This window comes from Treponema denticola (genome assembly GCF_024181605.1).
Lineage (GTDB): Bacteria > Spirochaetota > Spirochaetia > Treponematales > Treponemataceae > Treponema_B > Treponema_B denticola_B.
This window is the reverse complement of record NZ_CP054477.1, coordinates 665,657-686,073: the sequence shown is the minus strand read 5'-3', so window position 1 is coordinate 686,073 and position 20,417 is coordinate 665,657. Positions and strand designations below refer to the sequence as shown.

Here is a 20,417-nt window from a genome sequence, read left to right as displayed (position 1 = left end):
ATGGTATGTGTATTTATGATTAAAAACTTTTTTCGTCTTTACTTTAAGAGTTTGTCGGTTGTGTTTAAAGCCGATAAGTTTCATTCCGTTTTGCTTTTGTTAGTAATTCCGCTTCAAGCACTTATGCCCTCACTTCTTATTTATTCGGCAAACAAAATCATAAATGCTGCAACGGAAAAAAACATAAACGGAGTTATCTTCATTTTAATTGTGTGGGCTGCCGCTTTTTTGTTATCAAACATTTTACAGCCTGTATATACCACCATACAAGGCTTTTTAACCGACAAACTTACACTGTATTTAAATACTTCGCTTATGAATAAATCGAGAGCAATATCAGAACTTACGGTTTTTGAAGACAGCTCGTTTTACGATGACATTGATATTTTATGCCAAGAGGCAAATTGGCGCCCCGTAAACTTACTCGTTTTCGGTGCAAGCATAATAAGCTGTATAATCACGGCAGTTTCTATGCTTGTTTTACTTGCCGATTTCAGTCCATTTATTTCACTTTTAATGTTTATCGCAATTATTCCTCAAAGCATTGTTTTTTATAAAATACAAAAAGAAGCCTTTGAAGTTTTAGTATCAAATACACCGGATTCAAGAAAGCTAAGTTATTACTTAAGTTCATTACTTTCAAAAGAGAATATAAAAGACGTACAGTTATACGGTCTCTATGATTTTTTCATCAATAAATACAAAGACACATTTAAAAGAATAAATAAGGGAATAAAGTTAAACCGTGTTAAAAAACTCATAGCTTCCGTTTCATTTTTAATTGTGAGTACGGCAATCAGTGTATTCGTCTTTAATACGATTATAAAAGGCACATTTTCCGGAACCTTTTTGGTCGGAAGTATTTTAATTTTTTCGTCAAGTATCTTATATACAACGCAAAGCATTTCTCGTTTGGTAGAAGATTCAAGTTTATTGTATGACACGCTTTTATATATGCAAAAGTATTTTGATTTCATCAATTTACCGCCGAGTAGTAAAGGGCAAAATAAAATAATTAATTCAAACTTTAATAAAATTATTTTTGATGATGTTTCATTTAAGTATCAATCGAATGAAAATTTTGCTTTACAAAATATTTCTTTTTCAATTACTAATGGCGAAAAAATTGCAATCGTAGGTGAAAACGGAAGCGGTAAAACCACGATGATGAAATTGCTTTGTAAATTCTATAAACCTTCTTCAGGTGCAATAAAATTTGATGAAACTTCAATTGAAGACTATGATGTTATTGAGTATAGAAAAATTATCGGTGCTGTTTTTCAAGACTATGCAAAGTTTGATTTAACGGTTCGTGAAAATACGGCTCTTTCCGATTTAAGAAAAATTACAGATGATGACGAAATTTTGCTTGCTTTAAAAAAATCAGGTTTTGATGAAACTGAAAATTTAGAACAGCTGTTAGGAACTCAATTTGAAGACGGGCGGGATTTATCGGGCGGTCAATGGCAAAAGCTTGCGATAGCCCGTGCGTTTTTCGGCAATTTTGAAATTCTTATTTTGGATGAACCGACGGCTTCTCTTGACCCTCGCTCCGAATTTATCATTTATGAAAAATTCTTGGAGCTGACAAAGGGTAAAACCGTTTTCTTTGTTACGCACCGTTTATCGACTGTAAAAAAAGCTAATAAAGTTTTAGTTTTGCAAAACGGTAAAATTGTAGGCTTTGACGGCCACGAAAATTTAATGCAAACCAACAAGTATTATGCCGAACTTTATACTATGCAGGCAAGTGCATTTTGAACTTTTCTATAATAAAAAAATATATAAAGACTTATGAAAAACTCGACGGGCATATACAAAAATCCAACAAGGTTTTTATATATGCCCTAAAATCAATCGAGGCTTATAAATATTTTATCAAAACAATAAGGCTTATTTTTTCTTTGCTTTTTTTACGAGCTTTTCAAATTCGCTTATCTGATCCGTAAAAATCTTTATGCCTTCTTTCCAGAAGTCCGGAGTTTCGATATTAAAGCCTGCACTCTTTGTTACCTTAACGGCATCCATCATACCGGTCTTTCTTAAAATATCCTCGTAAACGGAAGTAAACTTTTCTCCTTCCTTTCTATAGCGGTTATAAAGACCGAGAGCAAAAAGCTGGCCGAAGGCATAGGGGAAGTTATAAAAGCCCAAGTCTGCAGAATAATAATGTCCCTTAACAAGCCACATATATGGATGAAGCAATTTAGAATCAAGCCCGTTTCCATAGCTTTTCTTTTGAGCTTCAAGCATCAGGCGGCAGCAGTCTTCAGCAGTGAGTTCATGCTTTTCCCTTTCTTCCATAAAGGAGCGCTCAAAATAAAAACGAGAAAGAATATCGATCAATACCTGACAACCGTCTTGAAGGTGAATTTCCAAGAGAGCAGTCTTTTGCTCTTCATTCATTTTTTTAATTTCGCTTTCAAACAAAATGGTTTCTGCAAAAATAGAAGCTGTCTCGGCAAGGGTCATAGGATAGCTTTGATTTATTACGGGCATATCCTTTACAACATTAAAGTGAAAGGCATGTCCCAGCTCGTGTGCTAAGGTACTTACAGAAGAAAAAGAGCCGTCAAAGTTGCAAAGAACTCTGGGTTCCTTTGTTACGGGAAAATGAGTACAATAGGCTCCACCGACCTTGCCGTTGCGTACCTCGCCGTCTATCCAGTTGGAGGCAAAGGCCTTTTTTGCAAAGTCTCCCATGTTCTTTGAAAATGAAGAAAAGTTTTCGATTACCAAGGCCTTTGCTTCTTCCCAAGTATATGTCGGAAATGATTTTGAAACCGGAGCAAAGAGGTCGTAAAAGGGTAAATCCTTTTTACCTAAAAGCATGGCCTTAGCCTTTAAATACTTTCTCCATGCAGGAAGAGAATCTTCGATGGCGGAAATTAAGGAGTTAAGAGTTTTTTGAGTTATATTTGCCTGCTTTACAGATTTTTCGATTGTGCCGCCCTTCCAGTTACGCCTTTTATTTAAGGTAATGGAAGTTCCTTTTACGCCGTTCAAGGCTGCGGCAACGGGTTTTTCGATGGACTTGCAAAGCTCAAGTTCTTTTTTAAAAGCCTTTTCTCGGACAGCCGCATTCTTATCGTAGGCCATCGCTCTAAGCTGAACCAAGGTTTTTTCTTCCTTAGTTTTTTCATCCCAAATACATGAAGCTGTGGAAGTCATCGTGCTCTGTAATTTGCTCCAAGCCGAAGCACCGGAGCGGGCAAGATCGGCAGCCAAGGATTCCTCTTCTTCGCTCATCTGTTTTTTTTGCCAAAACAATGTATCTTCCAAATAGAAGGAAGCATATTTTAAATCCTTGTCGTTTTTAATCAAGGCCTTTACTTCTTTGGAAACGGAAGCCAAGATATTAGAAAAGCGAACTCCAAGGGGCGTAAACGGAACAAAGAGAGCCGATATCGAGTTAAGCTCAGATAAAGCTTCTTTGTTTTCGGTATCGGTTGTATACACGGCCGAAGCATAGGCATAAAGAGTTTCGGCTTCGGCATTAAATTCGTTTAAAATATCCAAAGCTTTTACAAGCCATTTTTTTAAGTCCTTATCCGAAAAAGCCTTTAAATGTTTTTCAAACTTGGAAGTCAATGCAGGAATTTTCTTTTTTGATTCCGCATATTTTTTTGATTTAAAATCGGGATAAATATTTTTTAAATCCCATCTCGGTGCAGTTTTGTTTTGCATTAGTATCTCCTTATAAAATTTGTAGAAAAATTAAAGTTTAAAGAATATTGAAGCTTCTCCATAGTCTCCGTTCCTATCGGTTATGCTAAGTTCAAGTTTATTCTTACCGGAAAATTTTACCCCATCCGTTGAAATCTGTATAAGAAAGGATGTCATTTGGGCATCAGGAAATTGTTCTTCAACATAGGAAAGAGTCAATATTTCGCAAAATTCACCGTTTACAGATACGGTTAAAGACTCTTTACCTATATCGGGAACGATATTTTTTTCGTTTGCCTTAAACTTACTTAGGCTCATGGGTCTAAAGTAGACCATTAAATAGTTACCTGCTCCCTTAACTTGAAAACAGTGTAAACCGTATATCTCAATCACATCTATTTTAGGATTAATTTCCAAATCCTCATCAAGGTCTATATTTTGACTCCAGTATTCAAGATAATTTTCTTTGTACTCTTTTACAGCAATAAAAAACGGATAATACTTCGGCTCAGCAGATAAATTGAATTTTCCTTCATTATTTGTTTCATCGGAATATTCAATTTCGAATTTATTGTTAAGGAGGGCTACGAGGGCTTTTTCAAGAGGATTGTTATTCTTATCGTAGACCGTTCCGTATATTTCTTTCATAAGTCATTCTCCGGTTTAGCTATAAAAGCTGACATAATTTTATAACATAAGAGAGCTTATGTCAATACGAATAGAACGCCGCCGGCAGCCTAAAAAGCGTAACCACCCCGCTGTTGTTCGAAAGCAAAAAATTAATAAAAATGAGCTTTTAATTCGTATGTGCAAGTCTGCACCCATATTGAAAAGCTTGAACATAATCAGTATAATAGGCGATAGAATAGCAGGTTTTATGCACAAGACAGACATCGTGAAATTTGTCGAGCTTTTGAGATGACACTTATGAAAGTGCTGAAAAAACTTTTTCATAAGTTGACACTTGCTGCAAAAGTTTTTATAGGAGTTTTAACAGTGAAACAAAGACATATTTTAGTATTTGGTATGCTCATGACGGTATTGAGCGCAGCATTTTTTTTCGGCTGTAAACAGACAGTTGATCAAGTTCAAACGCAAAACAAGGATGTACCGCCTAAGGATGTAATGCCGCCTGCACCGGTAACAAATTTAACGGCAAGCTATTCTTCCGACAACCAAACAATCACTGTAATATGGCAAAATCCTACCGATGAGGACTTTAAGGAACTGCAGCTTATCTGTAAAAAAGATAACACCGTAGTAAAGCAGGAAACACTGGAAAAAGATAAAACTGCCTTTACGGTTACAGGTATTCCCGAGGACGGAAGCATGTACACAATTACCGTAAAAGCAAAAGACAATGCCGGAAATGAAAGCAGCCAGGCAGAAGTAACTCTACAGGCAATAGTTTTTGCTAAAATAACGGAAGTTACGCTTGACCGGTACCGCATTGATACGGCAGTAGCCGACAGAAATATTACGGTAACGATAAAAGGGCAACATTTCCGCAAGCTGACAAAGCTTGTAGTACGGGTTACGGAGGGCAGTCAAACGCAGCAAGAGAAAGAGGCTGCCATCGATGTAACGAATAATACGGCAACAGCAAAGCTGCAAGCGCCGATACCTCCCACCCCGCCCCTTACAAAGCACGGAATATACTATAAAGTCAATATTTTTATCGATGGAACTACGCTTGCCGGTAAATGGACATCGTTTACCGTTACCCCTCCTGCAAAGGTCGACTCTATAGACGTTTATCCAAGAAGCATTCCATTCAACTTTACAGAACCGGTAACCGTAACGGTTAAAGGAAGCAACCTTGACCTTCGCGGCGAAACAAAGATTAAAGTATTTGATTTACACGAGAATGAGGTACCCTCGAGTACGGTAACGGTTGAAGCAAATGTAGGAAAACATATAGAAAAATTTGAAAAAAAAATTACGCCGCCTGCTGCAAGCGGTTCATACACGATAAAAGTATTCTTTAAAGGAATAGCGCAAACCAAAACTGCGAAACTGGAGCGGTATGAAGCGCCTGAAATTACGAGTGTAACAATACCTAAAGCGGGAACAAGCTACGCCGGAAAAATGCTGCCGGTAACGGTTAGGGGTGAAAACTTTAGCGGACTCAATACGGCTTTTAGCGTAAGCGGCGCCCGTTTTACGAAATTTAAGGTTTGGAGCAATACGGAAGCAACGACGGAAATAGAGTGCCCGTCTATCGCAGGAGATACTGTACTTACGGTACACTGCGGTACTGCAAGCAAAACGGGAACGTTAAGCGTTATAGACTCGAACACATACACGGCGGGAATGATTGTGCTTGCGGATAAAACCCGTATAGCTAAAGAGAATTACACCGCAATAAATCCGAGCAATCCGCCGGTCGGCATTGTGTTCGATATTTACGGAGTGCCGAAAATACTCGCCCTGCGTGTAAGCGGGCAAAAGCTCACTTGGGCAAAGAATTTTACCAGCGGCTACGCTACATTATTTGAGAAAATTATTTGTACACCCCATAAAACCGGAGATAGAGTTGCTGGAACGGCAACATTTAGAGGAGACACGGACGGCAGCGATAACTGGAACTACGTCAAGTCGATAGATCCTGCCGGAACAGCCGTTGCAGCAAACTATCCTGCGTTTAACTGGGTAAATACATATAACACAACATATGCTGCTCAGCTTGGCAGTTCAAATCTTATGTGGTATATGCCTAGCATTGCGGAGCTGTGCGAAATATACAGGAACAAAGAAAAAATCGATGCAAGCCTTAAAGCAATACACGATTTGCCGGACGGCGGCACCTATGCGGACGCATTCTTTAAATCGGAATCGTATTGGTCATCATCACAAGTGCAAAATTACAACAGCGGTAAGGAAGTGTGGTGTGTTTTTTTCCAGACAGGCAGCGTGTCTAAGACTGCAAAGTTCATCGATCTTCTAACATGTGCTATTGCAGACTTTTAATGCATAATAAGTAGTGGAAACGGCATCTTTACGGCTTCAAGTACACGGTCAATTCAACAGGATTATGGCCACAATACATTATCTGCCTCAAATAACTAAGCCCCCCTATTTTAAAGATACCCCTTTGACAATTTTCAAACTGATGCCTATAATATAAATATATGAAAGAATCGAAAAAACTGTTTATAACAATACTGCTTGCAGCGGGATTGTTGACCGCTGTCGCTGCGACGGAAAATGCAGGCAGGGCGGTACTCGGTATAAGCCCGCATGAAAAAGAGATAACCGTGACGGCGGTAACGGCAGACGGCTCGCCCGTACAGGTAGAAGGCTGCACGGTTACGGAATTCCCGAGCGGCGAAGAAACGGTACTTACGGTAACGGGAACAAAGGTTGTCCTTAAAGGTGTTCTTATCGAGCTGGTCTGTTACGCTAACAAACTTACCGCGCTTGATGTCCGCGGTTTAACGGCTTTGCAGGAGCTGTATTGCCAAGACAATATGCTTACTTCGCTTGATGTACGGGAATTAACCGGCTTACATATGCTGTATTGCGGCAATAATCGGCTTACCGCACTGGATATACGTGGGTTGACCGCTTTGCAGAAGCTGTCCTGCTATAGTAACGAAATCGCATCCCTCGATGTACGGGGGCTGACGGCTTTACAGGAGCTGGTCTGTTACAAAAACCGGCTGACTTCGCTTGATGTCCGCGGTTTAACTGCTTTGCAGGAGCTGTATTGCCAAAACAATATGCTTACTTTGCTTGATGTACGGGAATTAACCGGCTTACATACGCTGTATTGCGGCAAGAATCGGCTTACCGCACTGGATATACGTGGGTTGACCGCTTTGCAGAAGCTGTACTGCAATGGTAACGAAATCGCATCCCTCGATGTACGGAGTCTTACCGCGCTGCAGGCACTGCACTGTGACAATAACCGGCTAACCTCCCTCGATGTACAGGGGCTGACGGCTTTACAGGAGCTGGACTGCCACTTCAATAAACTGACATCACTCGACGTGCAGGGCTTACCTGCTTTACAGGTACTGGAGTGCTCGGATAATCAGCTTACCTCGCTTGATGTACACGTTTTAACGGCTTTGCAGAAGCTGTACTGCCAAGACAATAAGATTACTTCGCTTGACGTACGGGAATTAATCGGATTACGTACGCTGTTCTGCAACGATAATCGGCTTACCGCACTGAATGTACGCCGTTTGACTGCTTTACAGGAGCTGTATTGCAGTTCCAATGCAATCGCTTCCATCGATGTACGGGGACTTACCGGCTTACATACGCTGTACTGTCACGATAACTGGCTGACATCCCTCGATGTACAGGGGCTGACGGCTTTACAGGAGCTGACGTGCTCGGATAATCAGCTTACCGCACTCAATGTGCAGGGCTTACCCGCCTTACAGGCGCTGGGTTTTCAGAATAACCGCCTTGAAGAAGACGCCATTATACGGATACTCAACAGTTTGCCCGACCGCAAAACGGATGAAGAAGGCCTCGCCGTACTGTACAGCGAAGGGGAGAAGCTCCCTAAAGAAAGAGGATCGGCCGTTCCCGCCTCAGCCGAGTTTCGAGCGGCTTTCAAAGCTGCAAAACAAAAAAACTGGAAGCTGTACATGCAAACCGAAGATGGAAACGGTACGGAAATTCGGTTGCAGGAGGAATAAGCAATGTATAATTGGTAATGGGCAGTTTGCATGCGTAATTACTCATAAAACATTACCAATTACAAATTAAATGAACGCCGTTTATGCCCCCTTTGACAATTTTTAAACTGATGCCTATAATATAACCGATGGCAGAATCAACAAAAAAGAAAAACGATACCTATACGGAAATTCTCAAAAATGCAAAAGCTGAGTTTTTGCAAAACGGTTTTGAAAAAGCATCGATGCGTTCCATTGCCGCAATGACCGGCATAACGGCCGGAGCTTTGTACAAACACTTCCCGTCAAAGGCGGCAATATTTGAAGCTCTCGTACAGCCTCTCATCGGACAAACCCTAAGTATCGGTTCCGATTTTTCCGAAATCGCAATACATTTATATGAAACTAAAGACTTTTTATCAACAAAAGAAGCGATACGCATATCTTTACAGAATTTATGTACGCTGGTTTACAGCCGCTTCGATGATTTTAGGCTTTTATTTAACCGCGCGGCGGGAACAAAATACGAAAACATCCGTCACGAATTCGTAATGGCAGATGTTTCAGCGTGCAAAAAATTCATTGACGACTTAAAAAAACGAGGTATAAATGTCCGGCCCTTAAACGACGACCAGCTTCACTTAATTTACAGCACCGCCTTAACACCTCTTTTTGAAATCATCACACATGAATATTCTTATAAAAAAGCCCTATCCTTTATAGATATCTTAACCGATGTAATGTATTTTTGCTGGAATAAAATTATGCAGACGGAAACGGAAATAAACAAAGAAAATTGATTTTTCCTCTTGACAAATTTTTACTGTAGAGCTATACTAACAATTAGTAAACAGCGTTTACTAATTGTTAGTATTACAAGGGGTTTGTACCATGAAACTTGAAAGTTTGCATATATTTTTTAAAAAGATCGGCGAGTTTCAATTAAAATACCGCTGGTTGTTAGTTATCTTATTAGCAGCTCTAACCGTATTTGCCGCAATGGGCTTAAAAAAGTTTAGAGCCACGTCAATGACCGAAGAAGTCTTCGTAAAACTAACCGCTCAGATGAAAGAACATGAAGACAGGTTTAAGGAGCTTTTCGGAAGCAATGACACCATAGTTTTGCTTATAGAATCCGATGATGTTTTTAAGCCTGAGGTTTTAAAAATGATTAAGGAAATCGGAAGCGAACTTTTGGAAAAGGTTCCGTACGCCGATTCGGTTACTTCTATCACCGATATCGATATAAGCGTCGGAACGGAAGAAGGAATCGAAATAAAAAATCCCTTTATAGACGGCATTCCTGAAGATCCTGCCGAACTTAAAAAAGCAAAGGATTTTATTTTATCCCGAAAATCCATTGTAAATAAACTGGTTTCAAGCGATGCAAAAGAAACCTGGCTTGTTCTTTCACTTAAAGCAACCCCCAGCAAAGAAGAATGGATGAAAACTTCGGATAAGGAGCTTATGTATATCATGGGAGAAACCGCTATCGATATCGTAACAAATCCCAAATACAAAAGCTCTGCCTACACAATAAAACCTGCAGGTCTCCCCTACACTGAAACGGAAGAAAAGATTGTTATGAACGCAGACATAAAAAAATGCGTAAGCCTTAGTTTTCTGTGTATGATAATTCTCCTCGTTATTTTCGCACGTTCGCTAAGAGGTACGATAGTGCCTATCATAGCCACCACAGGCGCAATAGTTTCAGTTTTAGGTTTTATGGGACATTTAAATATTGAAGGAAGTTCCGAAATGCTTTCCGTTCCCATCATTCTTGCAATGGCTCTTTCGGTAGGCTACTCAATTCACCTTGTAAATTCTTTTAGAAACAGCTTTTACGCAATAGGAAAGCGTAAAGAAGCCGTTATCGATTCAATAGAAAATACGGGCTGGCCTCTCTTTTTTACGGTAGTTACAACAGTTGCTTCCGTTTTATCGTTTTTAACGGTTGACCTTGATGCGATGCATTGGATGGGGCTTGCAAGCGCCGCTATGGTTTTTGCGGTTTATGTCTATGTCAGCATCTTAATTCCTATTTTGATGAGTTTCGGAAAGGACTGTCCTCCTGAACAAAATAAGAGTGCAATAAGATATAAAAAGCTGGATTCTTTTTTTGAAAAGTTCGGAAGGTCCGTATTAAAAAAACGAAAACCGATTTTAATTGTTTTTGCACTTGCAACGGCCCTTTGTCTTCCCGCTATTTTTATGATAACCGTAAACATGGACAGCTTTAACTTTATGGGAACAAGAATTCCTTATGTAAAACGCATTTATGAAATTACACATTCTCAATTGGGTGCCTATTTTAACTATAATGTAATGCTGACATTTAAAGAAGAAGATGCAGTAAAAAAACCGGAAAACTTAAAAAAGCTGGAAGAGTTAAGCCGCCTCATATCGGGCTTTAAATTGACAAAGCTGAATAACGGAGTACCGAAAATATTTTCGATTTTGGATGTTGTAAAAGACATGAATCAGACCATGCATGCCGACGATCCGGCCTTCTATACCATACCTGAAGATGAAGACCTCTTAACTCAACTTTTATTTTTATACGAAATATCGGGTGGAGAAACTTCCCGCTGGGTTGATGATGAATTTCGAACTCTCCGTATGACCGTCGATGTTGCCGCCTTTGACGGAAATGAACTTGCCGCCAATTTGGAAAGCGTGTATAAAAAATGTGCGGAACTTTTCCCCGATGCCGAAGCCTTTTTAACCGGAGCTGCAGCCCATGCCGCAGAAATGAATAACAAAATAGTATATGGGGAAATAAATTCTTTTTTTACATCTCTTGCAGCAATCGGTGTTTTAATGATGATTGTATTCGGAAGTATTAAAATGGGACTCATAGGTCTTATACCTAACATTATGCCGATTATTACAACAGGAGCTATTATGGGCTACTTCCATGTTCCTCTTGACATGGTAACAATGGCACTTATGCCCATGGTTCTCGGTATAGCGGTAGATGACACAATCCATTTTACCAACCATACAAAGTACCTATTTGAAAAGGAAGGCTCTTATGATAAAGCGATTGTCGGTTCTTTTTATTCTATCGGAAAAACCTTGGCAATGACTACGATAATTTTGTCGGTTACTTTTTTAATGTACATGGCGAGCAAAATAGATGCATTCCTGCGTTTGGGAATCTTGGCGGCAGTCGGTCTTTTTTCCGCCCTTATTGCCGACTATCTAATGACACCGGTATTGATTTATATAACCAAACCTTTCGGAAAAGAGAAAAAATAATTATGAACTACTTACACATGGAGCTATTATGGATATCTTAAAAAAACATATCGGAGCAATCATCTTTCCGGTGGTTTTCGCAATTATCGGAGTTGCCTGCGGCATTGTTCCGTACTTTGCAGTTGCATCTATTGTGACAGAGTTGATAAACGGTGTCACAGATTACCGCGTTTTCTTGCCTTATGCCGGGCTTATTCTTGCAGGGTTTGCAGGGGCGCTTATCGGGCATTCGGTATCGACAATCGGTTCCCATAATCTTGCGTTCAGTGTCATCGAAGATACGCGGAAAAAGGTTGTGGAAAAACTTAGCCGCCTTTCGATGGGCACAATAGAAGAAAAAAGCAGCGGCAAGTGGTCTCAATTTGTGGTAGAAACACTTGATAAGATGGAAAAACCTATTGCACATGTAATCCCTGAAGTATTGGCGAATGTGCTCATTCCGGTTGTCATTGTCGTTATCATTTTTATATTAAATTGGAAGATCGGTCTTGCAAACCTTGTAACACTGCCGCTCGGTATACTTTTTTCGATGCTGATGATGAAAGATTACGAAGCAAAGTCCAAGCGGTACATTGAAGCGTCAAAAAAAATGAATGCCGCTGCCGTCGAATATATTCAGGGCATCAAAGTTATCAAGGCTTTTAATAAATCGGCTTCATCCTATGATAAATTTCAAAAAGCAGTGGAGGACAATCGGGACTCAATGCTCGACTGGTATTTAAGCGTATGTTTTGCTATGATAGCTGCAATGGAGGTTCTGCCGTCTACGCTCCTTATCGTATTACCGGTAGGGCTTTACCTCTTTATGACCGGAGGGATTACAATTCCTACGCTGATTATGTGCATATTGCTTTCTTATGCGTCGTACAAGCCGCTTTTAAAAGCGATGGCCTATACGGATGCGATGGCAAATGTGCGTGTCGTATTCGGGGAAATAAAATCGGTGCTCGATTTACCGGAACTGATACGGCACGATACGGCTCCCGATCCGCAAGGCTTTGATGTGCGCTTTGAAAATGTGATATTCGGCTACGGTGGAGCGCTGTGCGAAACGGACGGTGCAGCTGCCAAGGACAGTACAAAGGTGTTCGATGGATTGAACTTTACCGCCAAAGAAGGCGAGTTGACTGCGATTGTCGGTTCTTCCGGCAGCGGCAAGTCTACCATTGCAAAACTGCTGGCAGGCTTTTGGAATATCGAAAGCGGGCACATCACCATCGGCGGCGCTGACATCGGCAGCATGAGTTTGGAACGGAACATGCAGCTGGTTACATATGTGTCGCAGGAGAATTTTTTATTCAACAAGAGCATTCGGGAAAATCTCAGGATGGCAAAAGAGAATGCAACGGATGAGGAAATCGAAACAGCCTGTACAAAAGCAAGCATCCATGATTTTATCAAAAACCTGCCTAACGGGTATGACACCAATGCGGGAAACGCAGGCAGTAAGTTTTCAGGCGGTGAACGACAGCGGCTTACCATTGCCCGTGCGCTTCTCAAGGATAGTCCCATTGTCGTACTCGACGAGGCAACCGCCTATTCCGATCCTGAAAACGAAGCCGTTATTCAACAGTCCATCGACAACCTCGTAAAAGATAAAACCGTCATTATGATTGCACACAGGCTTTCCACTATTGTCAATGCCGATAAAATCATCGTGCTGGATAAGGGCCGGATTGCCGCAGAGGGAGCGCACACCGAACTGTTACAAGATTCGCCGCTCTATCAAAAAATGTGGCAGTCCCATATCAGCGGCAGGGATAACGGATAATTGGAGGAATGCTAAAATGTTTGATTTATTGAAAAAGATATACACGATTGCGGGAAAGCAATCAAAGCGCATAACAACGATGTTTATCTGCGACATGCTCAAAAGCATATTCGAAGGATTCACTCTCGGCGGACTCGGATATTTTTTGCTGACGCTGAGCCGTGCAGTGTTTCAGGCACAGCCGGTTACAAAAAACAACAGCATTACGGTGTTCTGTATTATGCTTATCGGCATAATAGGAAAGATTATCTTTGGGTATATTTCCGACCGAAATAAAAATATCGCATCGTATACTATGGGAGCTGAAAATCGGCTCGTTATCGGAGATAAGCTGAAAAACGTGCACATGGGATATTTTTCCGAAAGCAGACTCGGAGATATTTCCGGCGCATTAACAACGGTTATCACAGATGTTGAAACAATCGACATGATGATTCTCGAAATGATGTTTGCAGGAAGCATTCAAACGGTTATCATGGCACTGTTCGTATTCCCCTTTGATATGGTAACAGGCTGCATCATTTTTGTTACCCTTGCAGTAGCGATTCTACTCACCAATATATTCCAAAAAAAGACGGATGCGGTAACGGCAAAACTGACTGAGCTTAAGCTGCAGCTGCGTACCGATATTTTGGAGTATGTGCAAGGAATCGGCGTGGTAAAGGCGTTCGGCAGAACAAGCGCAGCGCTCAAAAATGTGACGGAAAGTATTAAAAAAAGCAAAATAGGTTTTTTTGCCGTAGAAAAGACTCTGACACCTTCATTGCTGGTTTTTTCTTTGCTGCTAAAATTAGGAACAACCGCAATTATCGTGAGCGCCTTATACCGATATTCGATTGGGACTATTGATATTGAAAAAACGCTGATGCTAATTGTCGCGAGCTTTGTGGTATTCGGCGGTTTTGAAATAGCCGGTACAATGCAGAGAATGCGCGGTGTTGCGGTGCAGAATTTGGATACGCTTTTTAAGGTTAAAAATATTCAAGCCTTACCGGAAGGTTCGCTCCGGCCCCATGGAAATGACGATATTACCGTCAAGAATATCACCTTCGGATACGGCGGAAAAAAGAACACTGAAGAAAAGCTCTTCCGCAACTTGGATGTGTATATTCCGAAAAACAGCGTAACCGCATTGGTCGGCTATTCAGGTTCGGGGAAGACAAGCCTTTGCCAGCTGATTGCCCGTTTTTGGGATGTCGATGCAGGTGAAATAAGGCTCGGCGATACCAATATAAAAGATTTTGCATACGATACATTTTTATCGAACTTTACATTTGTATTTCAGGATGTGTACCTCTTTGAAGACACGATAAAGAACAACATCAAATTCGGAAAACCGGATGCAAGCGACGAAGAAATTATCGCTGCGGCAAAAGCCGCTCAATGCCACGATTTTATTATGGAGCTGCCGGGCGGTTACGATACCGTGCTGCAGGAGGGCGGAAGCAATCTTTCAGGCGGAGAGCGCCAGCGTATTTCCATTGCGAGGGCAATGCTCAAACCGAGCTCCATTGTTATCCTCGATGAAGCAACTTCAAGTGTAGACCCCGAAAACGAAGAGAAATTGATGAGAGCCCTCGATGAACTTTTAAAAAACAAAACCGCAATCATCATTGCACATAGGCTTTCAACTATTAAAAACGCCGATCAAATATTTGTCATGGATAAGGGAAATATCGTACAACACGGCAAACACTCCGAGTTGATGCAGCATGACGGTATTTATGCTAACTTTATCGGTATGCGCGAAAAAGCCGCATCGTGGCAGGTGTAGATAAAATATACAGAGGCAATAAGCCGGAGAGGATAATTCGATTTAAAGTACAGTGATTTCAATAATTAGGAATTATAAATTATTTGGAGGTTGATATGAAAAGAATAAAACATTTGATTGCTCTTGCCGTGTTTGCGGCAGCAGCTGTGAGTTTTGCGTTTGCACAGGAATTGACGGGAAGAGAAATCATGCAAAAAGCAAGCAACAGGGAAAAGGCCGTAACCGATTCTTTTAAGATGAGGATGACCCTTATAAACTCAAGCGGAAAAAAAAGAGTTCGGGAAGTTACAGCCTATTCAAAAGATTACGGAAAGGAAGAAAAAACAGTTATGGTGTTTTTACTTCCTGCAGATGTAAAAGGAGTCGGCTATCTTTCGTTCTCGTATGACGATGCCTCGAAAAACGATGACAGATGGCTTTATATGCCTGCATTAAAAAAAGCTAAGCGCATAAGCGGTTCATCAAGCCAAGACTACTTTATGGGAACGGATTTTACCTATGATGACATGAGCGGCCGCAAGGTGGACGATTATAAACACACTCTTTTAGGTGAAGAAAAAATCGATTCCAAGAACTGCTGGAAAATCGAATCCGTTCCGGTAAAAAAATCCATGTACTCAAAATATGTTTCATGGATAGACAAGGAATCCCTTTTAAACATAAAGGCGGAATTTTATGATGAGCAGGGAACTCTGCTAAAAGTACTTACCGTCAGCGGCATCGAAAAAAAAGACGGCTTTTGGACTGCAAACAAAATGGAAATGAACAACTTGCAAAAAAAACATAAAACCTTAATTGAAATTCTAAAACATGAATTTAACAAAGAGATACCGGATTCTTATTTTAGAGTCAATTCGCTTGAGGAAGGGAAGATTAGGTAATACTTTTACAAAAGGCTTCTTTTAAAAAGGAGGTGTGATAAACAGTTCGGCACAAATACTGCCTCACTGTTTATCTGCCGAGTTTTGTACACAAGGTACAAAACATCGCATTATTGTATGCAGTTTGTAAACAAACTGCGTGAAAAAACTTTTTTCAGGATTTGATAATCCTTACAAAAAGTTTTTATAGGAGGAGTCCATATGGATATAATCAGAGCAATATTGGACGGCATAGCGATGGCGGCCATATTTAACGGTTCGGCGGCGGCTCTTGTAATAGCTAACCCAAGATATTTAATGGATTCATATCCTAAGGGGATTCAAAAAGCTGCACCTGAACCGATGAGTAAAAAAGAAAAACGGGTAAATAAAATATTTACGGTTATAGTAATGGGAGCGTGCTGGCTTTATGGAGTAAGCAGTACATTATATGGCGGAATTCATACATTTAGGCTACTATTTTGTACCGCATATATTCATTGGATTATCGTTAATTTCGGAGATTTTTTCTTGTTGGATTGTCTTTTATTCCAAAAGTGGACTAAGTTGATTGTCATTCCGGGAACAGAAGATAACCCAATCTATCAAACAAAAAATTGGATGAAGGTTATAGGAATACCGGAGCATTTTTTGTTGTGGCCGTTTATAATAGTGCCGTTTTTTTCTCTGGTTCAAACAGGCATTGTAATGCTAATACAATTTCTGTTTTCCTTCTAAGGCTTAAATCAACAACCCCGACGCAAGCATCGGGGTATGTTGTTCTCATAAGGTGGTTGCAGTCGGCTTTAATACCCTTCGTTACGACGCAAGCGTCGGGGTATTAAACCCTCCGCACGAATAAAAGTATACAGCAGAAAACGATTTCTTACGGTAAGCTGTATCGAAAAAACTTTTTTCAAAAAGTTTTTATGGGAGGTATAAAGATATGAAAACAATACGAAAATACAGACAAGCGTTCTTGTTAGGTACTATATTCTGTATGTTATTTTTTGCATTAAGATTTCCGTGCGGTGCACAGGAAGCAGGAGGAACATTATCCGAATATCAAGCAGCCGATAATTCAGATGATGAAGAATTTACTGATGATTTGGAAGATGACAACGGAAAACCGGTATTTACGGTAAGCGGAAAACTGGAAACAGCCCACGGTCTTAGATGGAACAAAGGAGCCGAGTACAGTCTGTCCCGTTCTATTGCTCAAATAAAAGGAGAAGTCCTTGCAGGTTCGGCCTATGCCTTTCTTTCAGCCTCGGCAGAATACAATTACCGCAATCCCGCACGCACGGGCTTTAAACTTAATGAAGCCTATTTCCGCTATTCGGGCGAGATTTGGGATTTAAGTTTCGGAAGACAGCTCATCAACTGGGGACAGGCTGACGGCTTTTCCCTTACCGATGTGCTGAGTGCAAAAGATTCTTCCGCCTTTTTAGCTTTTTCTTCCGATGACACAAAACTTGCATCTGACAGTATCCGCTTAAGATTTTTCCACGATATTTTTACATTTGAAGCAGTCGCCGTTCCGTTTTTTACCCCGAACAAACTTCCGCGATTCGGCTTTGAAAACGGTGCAAAGGACGATTTATACTATATCGATACGCCCGACAGTTTGGGTACCCTTCCGGCTCACTACACAAAGACGGAAAGTGCAAAACCCAAGATGTTTACCGACACGGAAGCTGCCGCCCGCTTTTCTTTCTTTTTACCCGGCATCGATTTTTCGGTTTCAGGTTTTTACGGCTGGGATAAAAACCCTCGCTTCACACGAGAAGGAAAATTAACACCTCCCAATGTTTTAATAAACTTAAATCAAGAATATTATCGTATAGGAATGGCGGGCTTTGATGCGGCGATTCCTGCAGGCGATGTAACTATAAGATTGGAAAGTGCATGGATTGGAGGCAGATATTTTGAACCGAAAAACCAAATACCTAAAAAAGGTATACCCGGAATAGGCGGGATTCCTCTCATCTTTGAACAACCCAAATCGAAACACCAGCTATTGGCTCTTGCAGGCCTTGATTGGATTAAGAATTCTTGGACACTTAGTACACAGTATTTTGAAGACCTCATTCTCGATCATAAGGATGATATAGAAAGGCCGATACACAAGGGTTTTGTCAGCCTCAATATAAGCAAAACATTTTTGCGGGACACGCTCAAACTTTCTGCAAGCGGAGCAGTCGATATTAACTACGGCAGTACATTCAGCACTTATGCGGTTGACTATTCCCTTACCGACAACATGCATGTAATTTTGGGCGGAGACATTTACACCAAAGGCTATGACGGCAAGGGAGACTTTGCACAATTAAACAAGATAAGTTCTATATGGGTTAAGGGACGATTTAACTGGTAATATTTCTTTTGAAAATATACACGCTGTCTGCTGCGTCGCTTCAAAAAAATTAATCCTCAACGTACATAAAGTACGCCTGCGGTTAATTTTTTCTTGCTCCTTGCATCCAACATGTCTATTTTCAAAAGTCCTGTCAGTGGGGATTTCAGATAGTGATAGCTTTTTGCGTAAGCAGCTTTGAGCGGCGGACTGCTCAATTTTGTTTTTTAGCATTACGAAGAAAACAAAATTGAGCACCGCGCTTTTCATGACTCCGCTATCGCTGTCCGAGGGAGATAGGCAGACTGTGAATAAAAGTAAAAAATTGTTTTCATAATATTTTTCCTTATGTTAAGTGTTTACCAAATGGTTTTTAATTTTACCTCCAAGTTTTCTGTATTTTGACAGTCATAGTTTTATACTATCAAATCACATTTAAACTATTTACACAATTTATTTTATTATGTTATTAAAAATTTAATAAAACTTTCAATAATACTATCAACATGAATATATTATATATGATGATAAAAACATAAGTATTTTTTTTATGTAATTCTCTGAAAACCAGAGCTCTAAATATTAGGAATATACTTCCTATCACCATTAAAAATAAAAAAACAAGTATTTGTTCAATCATCATTTACCTCATTCAATTAATTTTTTTATAAACCCAATATCTTCTTTTAATTCCTTCATTGCTTTAGCATTCCATAGAATATGATATTAAAGTTCCATCCCATGCAGTAGTAAATTCTACCCCAAGTCTTCTAATTCATATTTTTCCTTTTTACTATTATATTTTTATCCTCCAATATTATATTTCAGTTACTTGCATAATTTATCTTATAGAATTTTCCTAATTTTCATAATATTCTATCTCTCTAATTGCAGTATATGAAGCTTCAGTATCATCATCATAAAATATTTTAGCTTCAATCCAATTATCATTTTTATCATGTTTAGTATAAACATATTTAAAATAAGCATCCGATTTCTCACTGAATTTTAATTTCCCTTCCAATAGTTTATTTCCATCATATTCTACATCATAGAATTTCCACCCCATTGAAGTAGGAAGAGGCTCTATTTTACTAAGCCTCCCCATTTCATCATAATAAAATAATGCATAAGAATGAGTTTCTTTTAAATAATACTTTAAACTTTTATTAGCTCTTGCAATAAAAAAATTATTATCCATAGTATTTTTCATGTTAAGAGTTTTACTTATTCGGCCGCTTTCCAAAAGCTTTTTTCCCTTAGAATGATAAAAATAGTGATTATATTTCAAAATATTCGGATTATCTTTAATATCAATGTATTCATAAGAATACATTAATTTATCATCAATATTTTTTAATTCATTATAAAATTCTTCACTAAATAAGATAATTTCATTATCCAATCTAAAATCATATATATTTGTTTGAAGACCAAGATCATTATATTCATTCAACTTTACTATTTTACCATCATAATATGGAGAATCTTCTACTTCAATAATTTTCTTTTGATCTTCGTCAAATAAAATTGCAGATTCTAATTGCATCAAACCTATATCTGCAGAACTATATTTATGACCGATAAAATTTTCACCTTCCGGGGTTTCAGCATAACTTTTTAACTTTCGTTTTATTGCAGGCTCGTCCCAACGGCGCCAAGAAATTATTTTCTTATATCTAAAATTTTCATTCAAATAACGAGCATCAGTTGGAAATAAAGATATATCACCAAAATTAATATCTGACGGATAATTTGTATTATTTACAATATTAGCTCCATATGGAAAACAACTTTTTTTACCGCTTCCTGAAGTATCAAATTCAATTTTCTCTTCTTTAGAAGTTTTGTCAATATTCTTAGAACTTTCAGTTATGGTATTTTGCTGAGCATCGTTTACAATCATCTTGTTTTCTCTTTTTGTACATGAAACCAAAAGAACCAACATAAAAATAAAAATCATATTCCTTAAAATTTTCATTATTTAGTCTCCCATAATAAGTTATTCGGGTAAAAATGGAACAGTTTTTACCTTTTCTATAAATCAATTTTTAAAATTAAATTAAAAATTGCGTTTTCATTAAATAAAATTATA

Annotated in this window: 14 protein-coding genes; 11 read left to right on the top strand and 3 right to left on the bottom strand. The window is 39.3% G+C overall.

The annotated features are described in order from the left end of the window. Entirely contained in the window at positions 1-1,761 is a 1,761-nt protein-coding gene (locus tag E4N80_RS02965; protein ID WP_253700319.1) for an ABC transporter ATP-binding protein, read from the top strand. Between the two features lie 132 nt (positions 1,762-1,893). Here E4N80_RS02965 and E4N80_RS02960 read toward each other — a convergent pair whose 3' ends face one another. Then, complete coding sequence (locus tag E4N80_RS02960; RefSeq protein ID WP_253700317.1) at positions 1,894-3,687, bottom strand: M3 family oligoendopeptidase; 1,794 nt, start codon at positions 3,685-3,687, stop codon at positions 1,894-1,896. 30 nt (positions 3,688-3,717) lie between these two features. Then, positions 3,718-4,314 (bottom strand): carboxypeptidase-like regulatory domain-containing protein, encoded by a 597-nt coding sequence (locus E4N80_RS02955; protein WP_253700315.1) that lies wholly within the window; start codon positions 4,312-4,314, stop codon positions 3,718-3,720. A 58-nt stretch (positions 4,315-4,372) separates the two neighbouring features. Between E4N80_RS02955 and E4N80_RS02950 the strand changes: the two genes are divergently transcribed. From E4N80_RS02950 to E4N80_RS02905, 10 genes are all read left to right on the top strand, one after another. Then, positions 4,373-4,588, top strand: a complete 216-nt coding sequence (locus E4N80_RS02950) for a hypothetical protein (RefSeq protein ID WP_253700313.1) — start codon at positions 4,373-4,375, stop codon at positions 4,586-4,588. A gap of 74 nt (positions 4,589-4,662) precedes the next feature. Then, complete coding sequence (locus E4N80_RS02945) at positions 4,663-6,636, top strand: fibronectin type III domain-containing protein (RefSeq protein ID WP_253700312.1); 1,974 nt, start codon at positions 4,663-4,665, stop codon at positions 6,634-6,636. 161 nt (positions 6,637-6,797) lie between these two features. After that, positions 6,798-8,321, top strand: a complete 1,524-nt coding sequence (locus E4N80_RS02940) for a leucine-rich repeat domain-containing protein (RefSeq protein WP_253700311.1) — start codon at positions 6,798-6,800, stop codon at positions 8,319-8,321. Positions 8,322-8,449: 128 nt separating this feature from the next. Then, positions 8,450-9,100, top strand: a complete 651-nt coding sequence (locus E4N80_RS02935; RefSeq protein WP_253700309.1) for a TetR/AcrR family transcriptional regulator — start codon at positions 8,450-8,452, stop codon at positions 9,098-9,100. Positions 9,101-9,191: 91 nt separating this feature from the next. Continuing rightward, entirely contained in the window at positions 9,192-11,561 is a 2,370-nt protein-coding gene (locus tag E4N80_RS02930; protein ID WP_253700307.1) for an efflux RND transporter permease subunit, read from the top strand. 28 nt (positions 11,562-11,589) lie between these two features. Then, a complete protein-coding gene (locus tag E4N80_RS02925; RefSeq protein WP_253700305.1) occupies positions 11,590-13,332 on the top strand; it encodes an ABC transporter ATP-binding protein in 1,743 nt (580 codons plus the stop codon). 16 nt (positions 13,333-13,348) lie between these two features. Beyond that, positions 13,349-15,106, top strand: a complete 1,758-nt coding sequence (locus E4N80_RS02920; protein ID WP_253700303.1) for an ABC transporter ATP-binding protein — start codon at positions 13,349-13,351, stop codon at positions 15,104-15,106. A 95-nt stretch (positions 15,107-15,201) separates the two neighbouring features. Next, positions 15,202-15,987 carry an outer membrane lipoprotein-sorting protein gene (locus E4N80_RS02915; RefSeq protein ID WP_253700301.1) on the top strand — a complete coding sequence of 262 codons (786 nt, stop codon included), beginning with the start codon at positions 15,202-15,204 and terminating at the stop codon, positions 15,985-15,987. Between the two features lie 201 nt (positions 15,988-16,188). Continuing rightward, a complete protein-coding gene (locus E4N80_RS02910; RefSeq protein ID WP_002668396.1) occupies positions 16,189-16,704 on the top strand; it encodes a hypothetical protein in 516 nt (171 codons plus the stop codon). Positions 16,705-16,912: 208 nt separating this feature from the next. Next, positions 16,913-18,343, top strand: coding sequence for a capsule assembly Wzi family protein (locus E4N80_RS02905; RefSeq protein ID WP_253700293.1), 1,431 nt, complete (start codon positions 16,913-16,915; stop codon positions 18,341-18,343). Positions 18,344-19,181: 838 nt separating this feature from the next. Here E4N80_RS02905 and E4N80_RS02900 read toward each other — a convergent pair. Next, complete coding sequence (locus E4N80_RS02900; RefSeq protein ID WP_253700291.1) at positions 19,182-20,303, bottom strand: hypothetical protein; 1,122 nt, start codon at positions 20,301-20,303, stop codon at positions 19,182-19,184. Positions 20,304-20,417: the final 114 nt, after the last annotated feature.

What these genes read in the sequence shown, in the direction of transcription:
- E4N80_RS02920 (WP_253700303.1), top strand. Translation starts at nt 13,349, where the DNA reads ATGTTTGATTTATTGAAAAAGATATACACGATTGCGGGAAAGCAATCA.
- E4N80_RS02925 (WP_253700305.1), top strand. Translation starts at nt 11,590, where the DNA reads ATGGATATCTTAAAAAAACATATCGGAGCAATCATCTTTCCGGTGGTT.
- E4N80_RS02930 (WP_253700307.1), top strand. Translation starts at nt 9,192, where the DNA reads ATGAAACTTGAAAGTTTGCATATATTTTTTAAAAAGATCGGCGAGTTT.
- E4N80_RS02950 (WP_253700313.1), top strand. Translation starts at nt 4,373, where the DNA reads ATGTCAATACGAATAGAACGCCGCCGGCAGCCTAAAAAGCGTAACCAC.
- E4N80_RS02910 (WP_002668396.1), top strand. Translation starts at nt 16,189, where the DNA reads ATGGATATAATCAGAGCAATATTGGACGGCATAGCGATGGCGGCCATA.
- E4N80_RS02960 (WP_253700317.1), bottom strand. Translation starts at nt 3,687, where the DNA reads ATGCAAAACAAAACTGCACCGAGATGGGATTTAAAAAATATTTATCCC.
- E4N80_RS02900 (WP_253700291.1), bottom strand. Translation starts at nt 20,303, where the DNA reads ATGAAAATTTTAAGGAATATGATTTTTATTTTTATGTTGGTTCTTTTG.
- E4N80_RS02915 (WP_253700301.1), top strand. Translation starts at nt 15,202, where the DNA reads ATGAAAAGAATAAAACATTTGATTGCTCTTGCCGTGTTTGCGGCAGCA.
- E4N80_RS02905 (WP_253700293.1), top strand. Translation starts at nt 16,913, where the DNA reads ATGAAAACAATACGAAAATACAGACAAGCGTTCTTGTTAGGTACTATA.
- E4N80_RS02955 (WP_253700315.1), bottom strand. Translation starts at nt 4,314, where the DNA reads ATGAAAGAAATATACGGAACGGTCTACGATAAGAATAACAATCCTCTT.
- E4N80_RS02965 (WP_253700319.1), top strand. Translation starts at nt 1, where the DNA reads ATGGTATGTGTATTTATGATTAAAAACTTTTTTCGTCTTTACTTTAAG.
- E4N80_RS02935 (WP_253700309.1), top strand. Translation starts at nt 8,450, where the DNA reads ATGGCAGAATCAACAAAAAAGAAAAACGATACCTATACGGAAATTCTC.
- E4N80_RS02940 (WP_253700311.1), top strand. Translation starts at nt 6,798, where the DNA reads ATGAAAGAATCGAAAAAACTGTTTATAACAATACTGCTTGCAGCGGGA.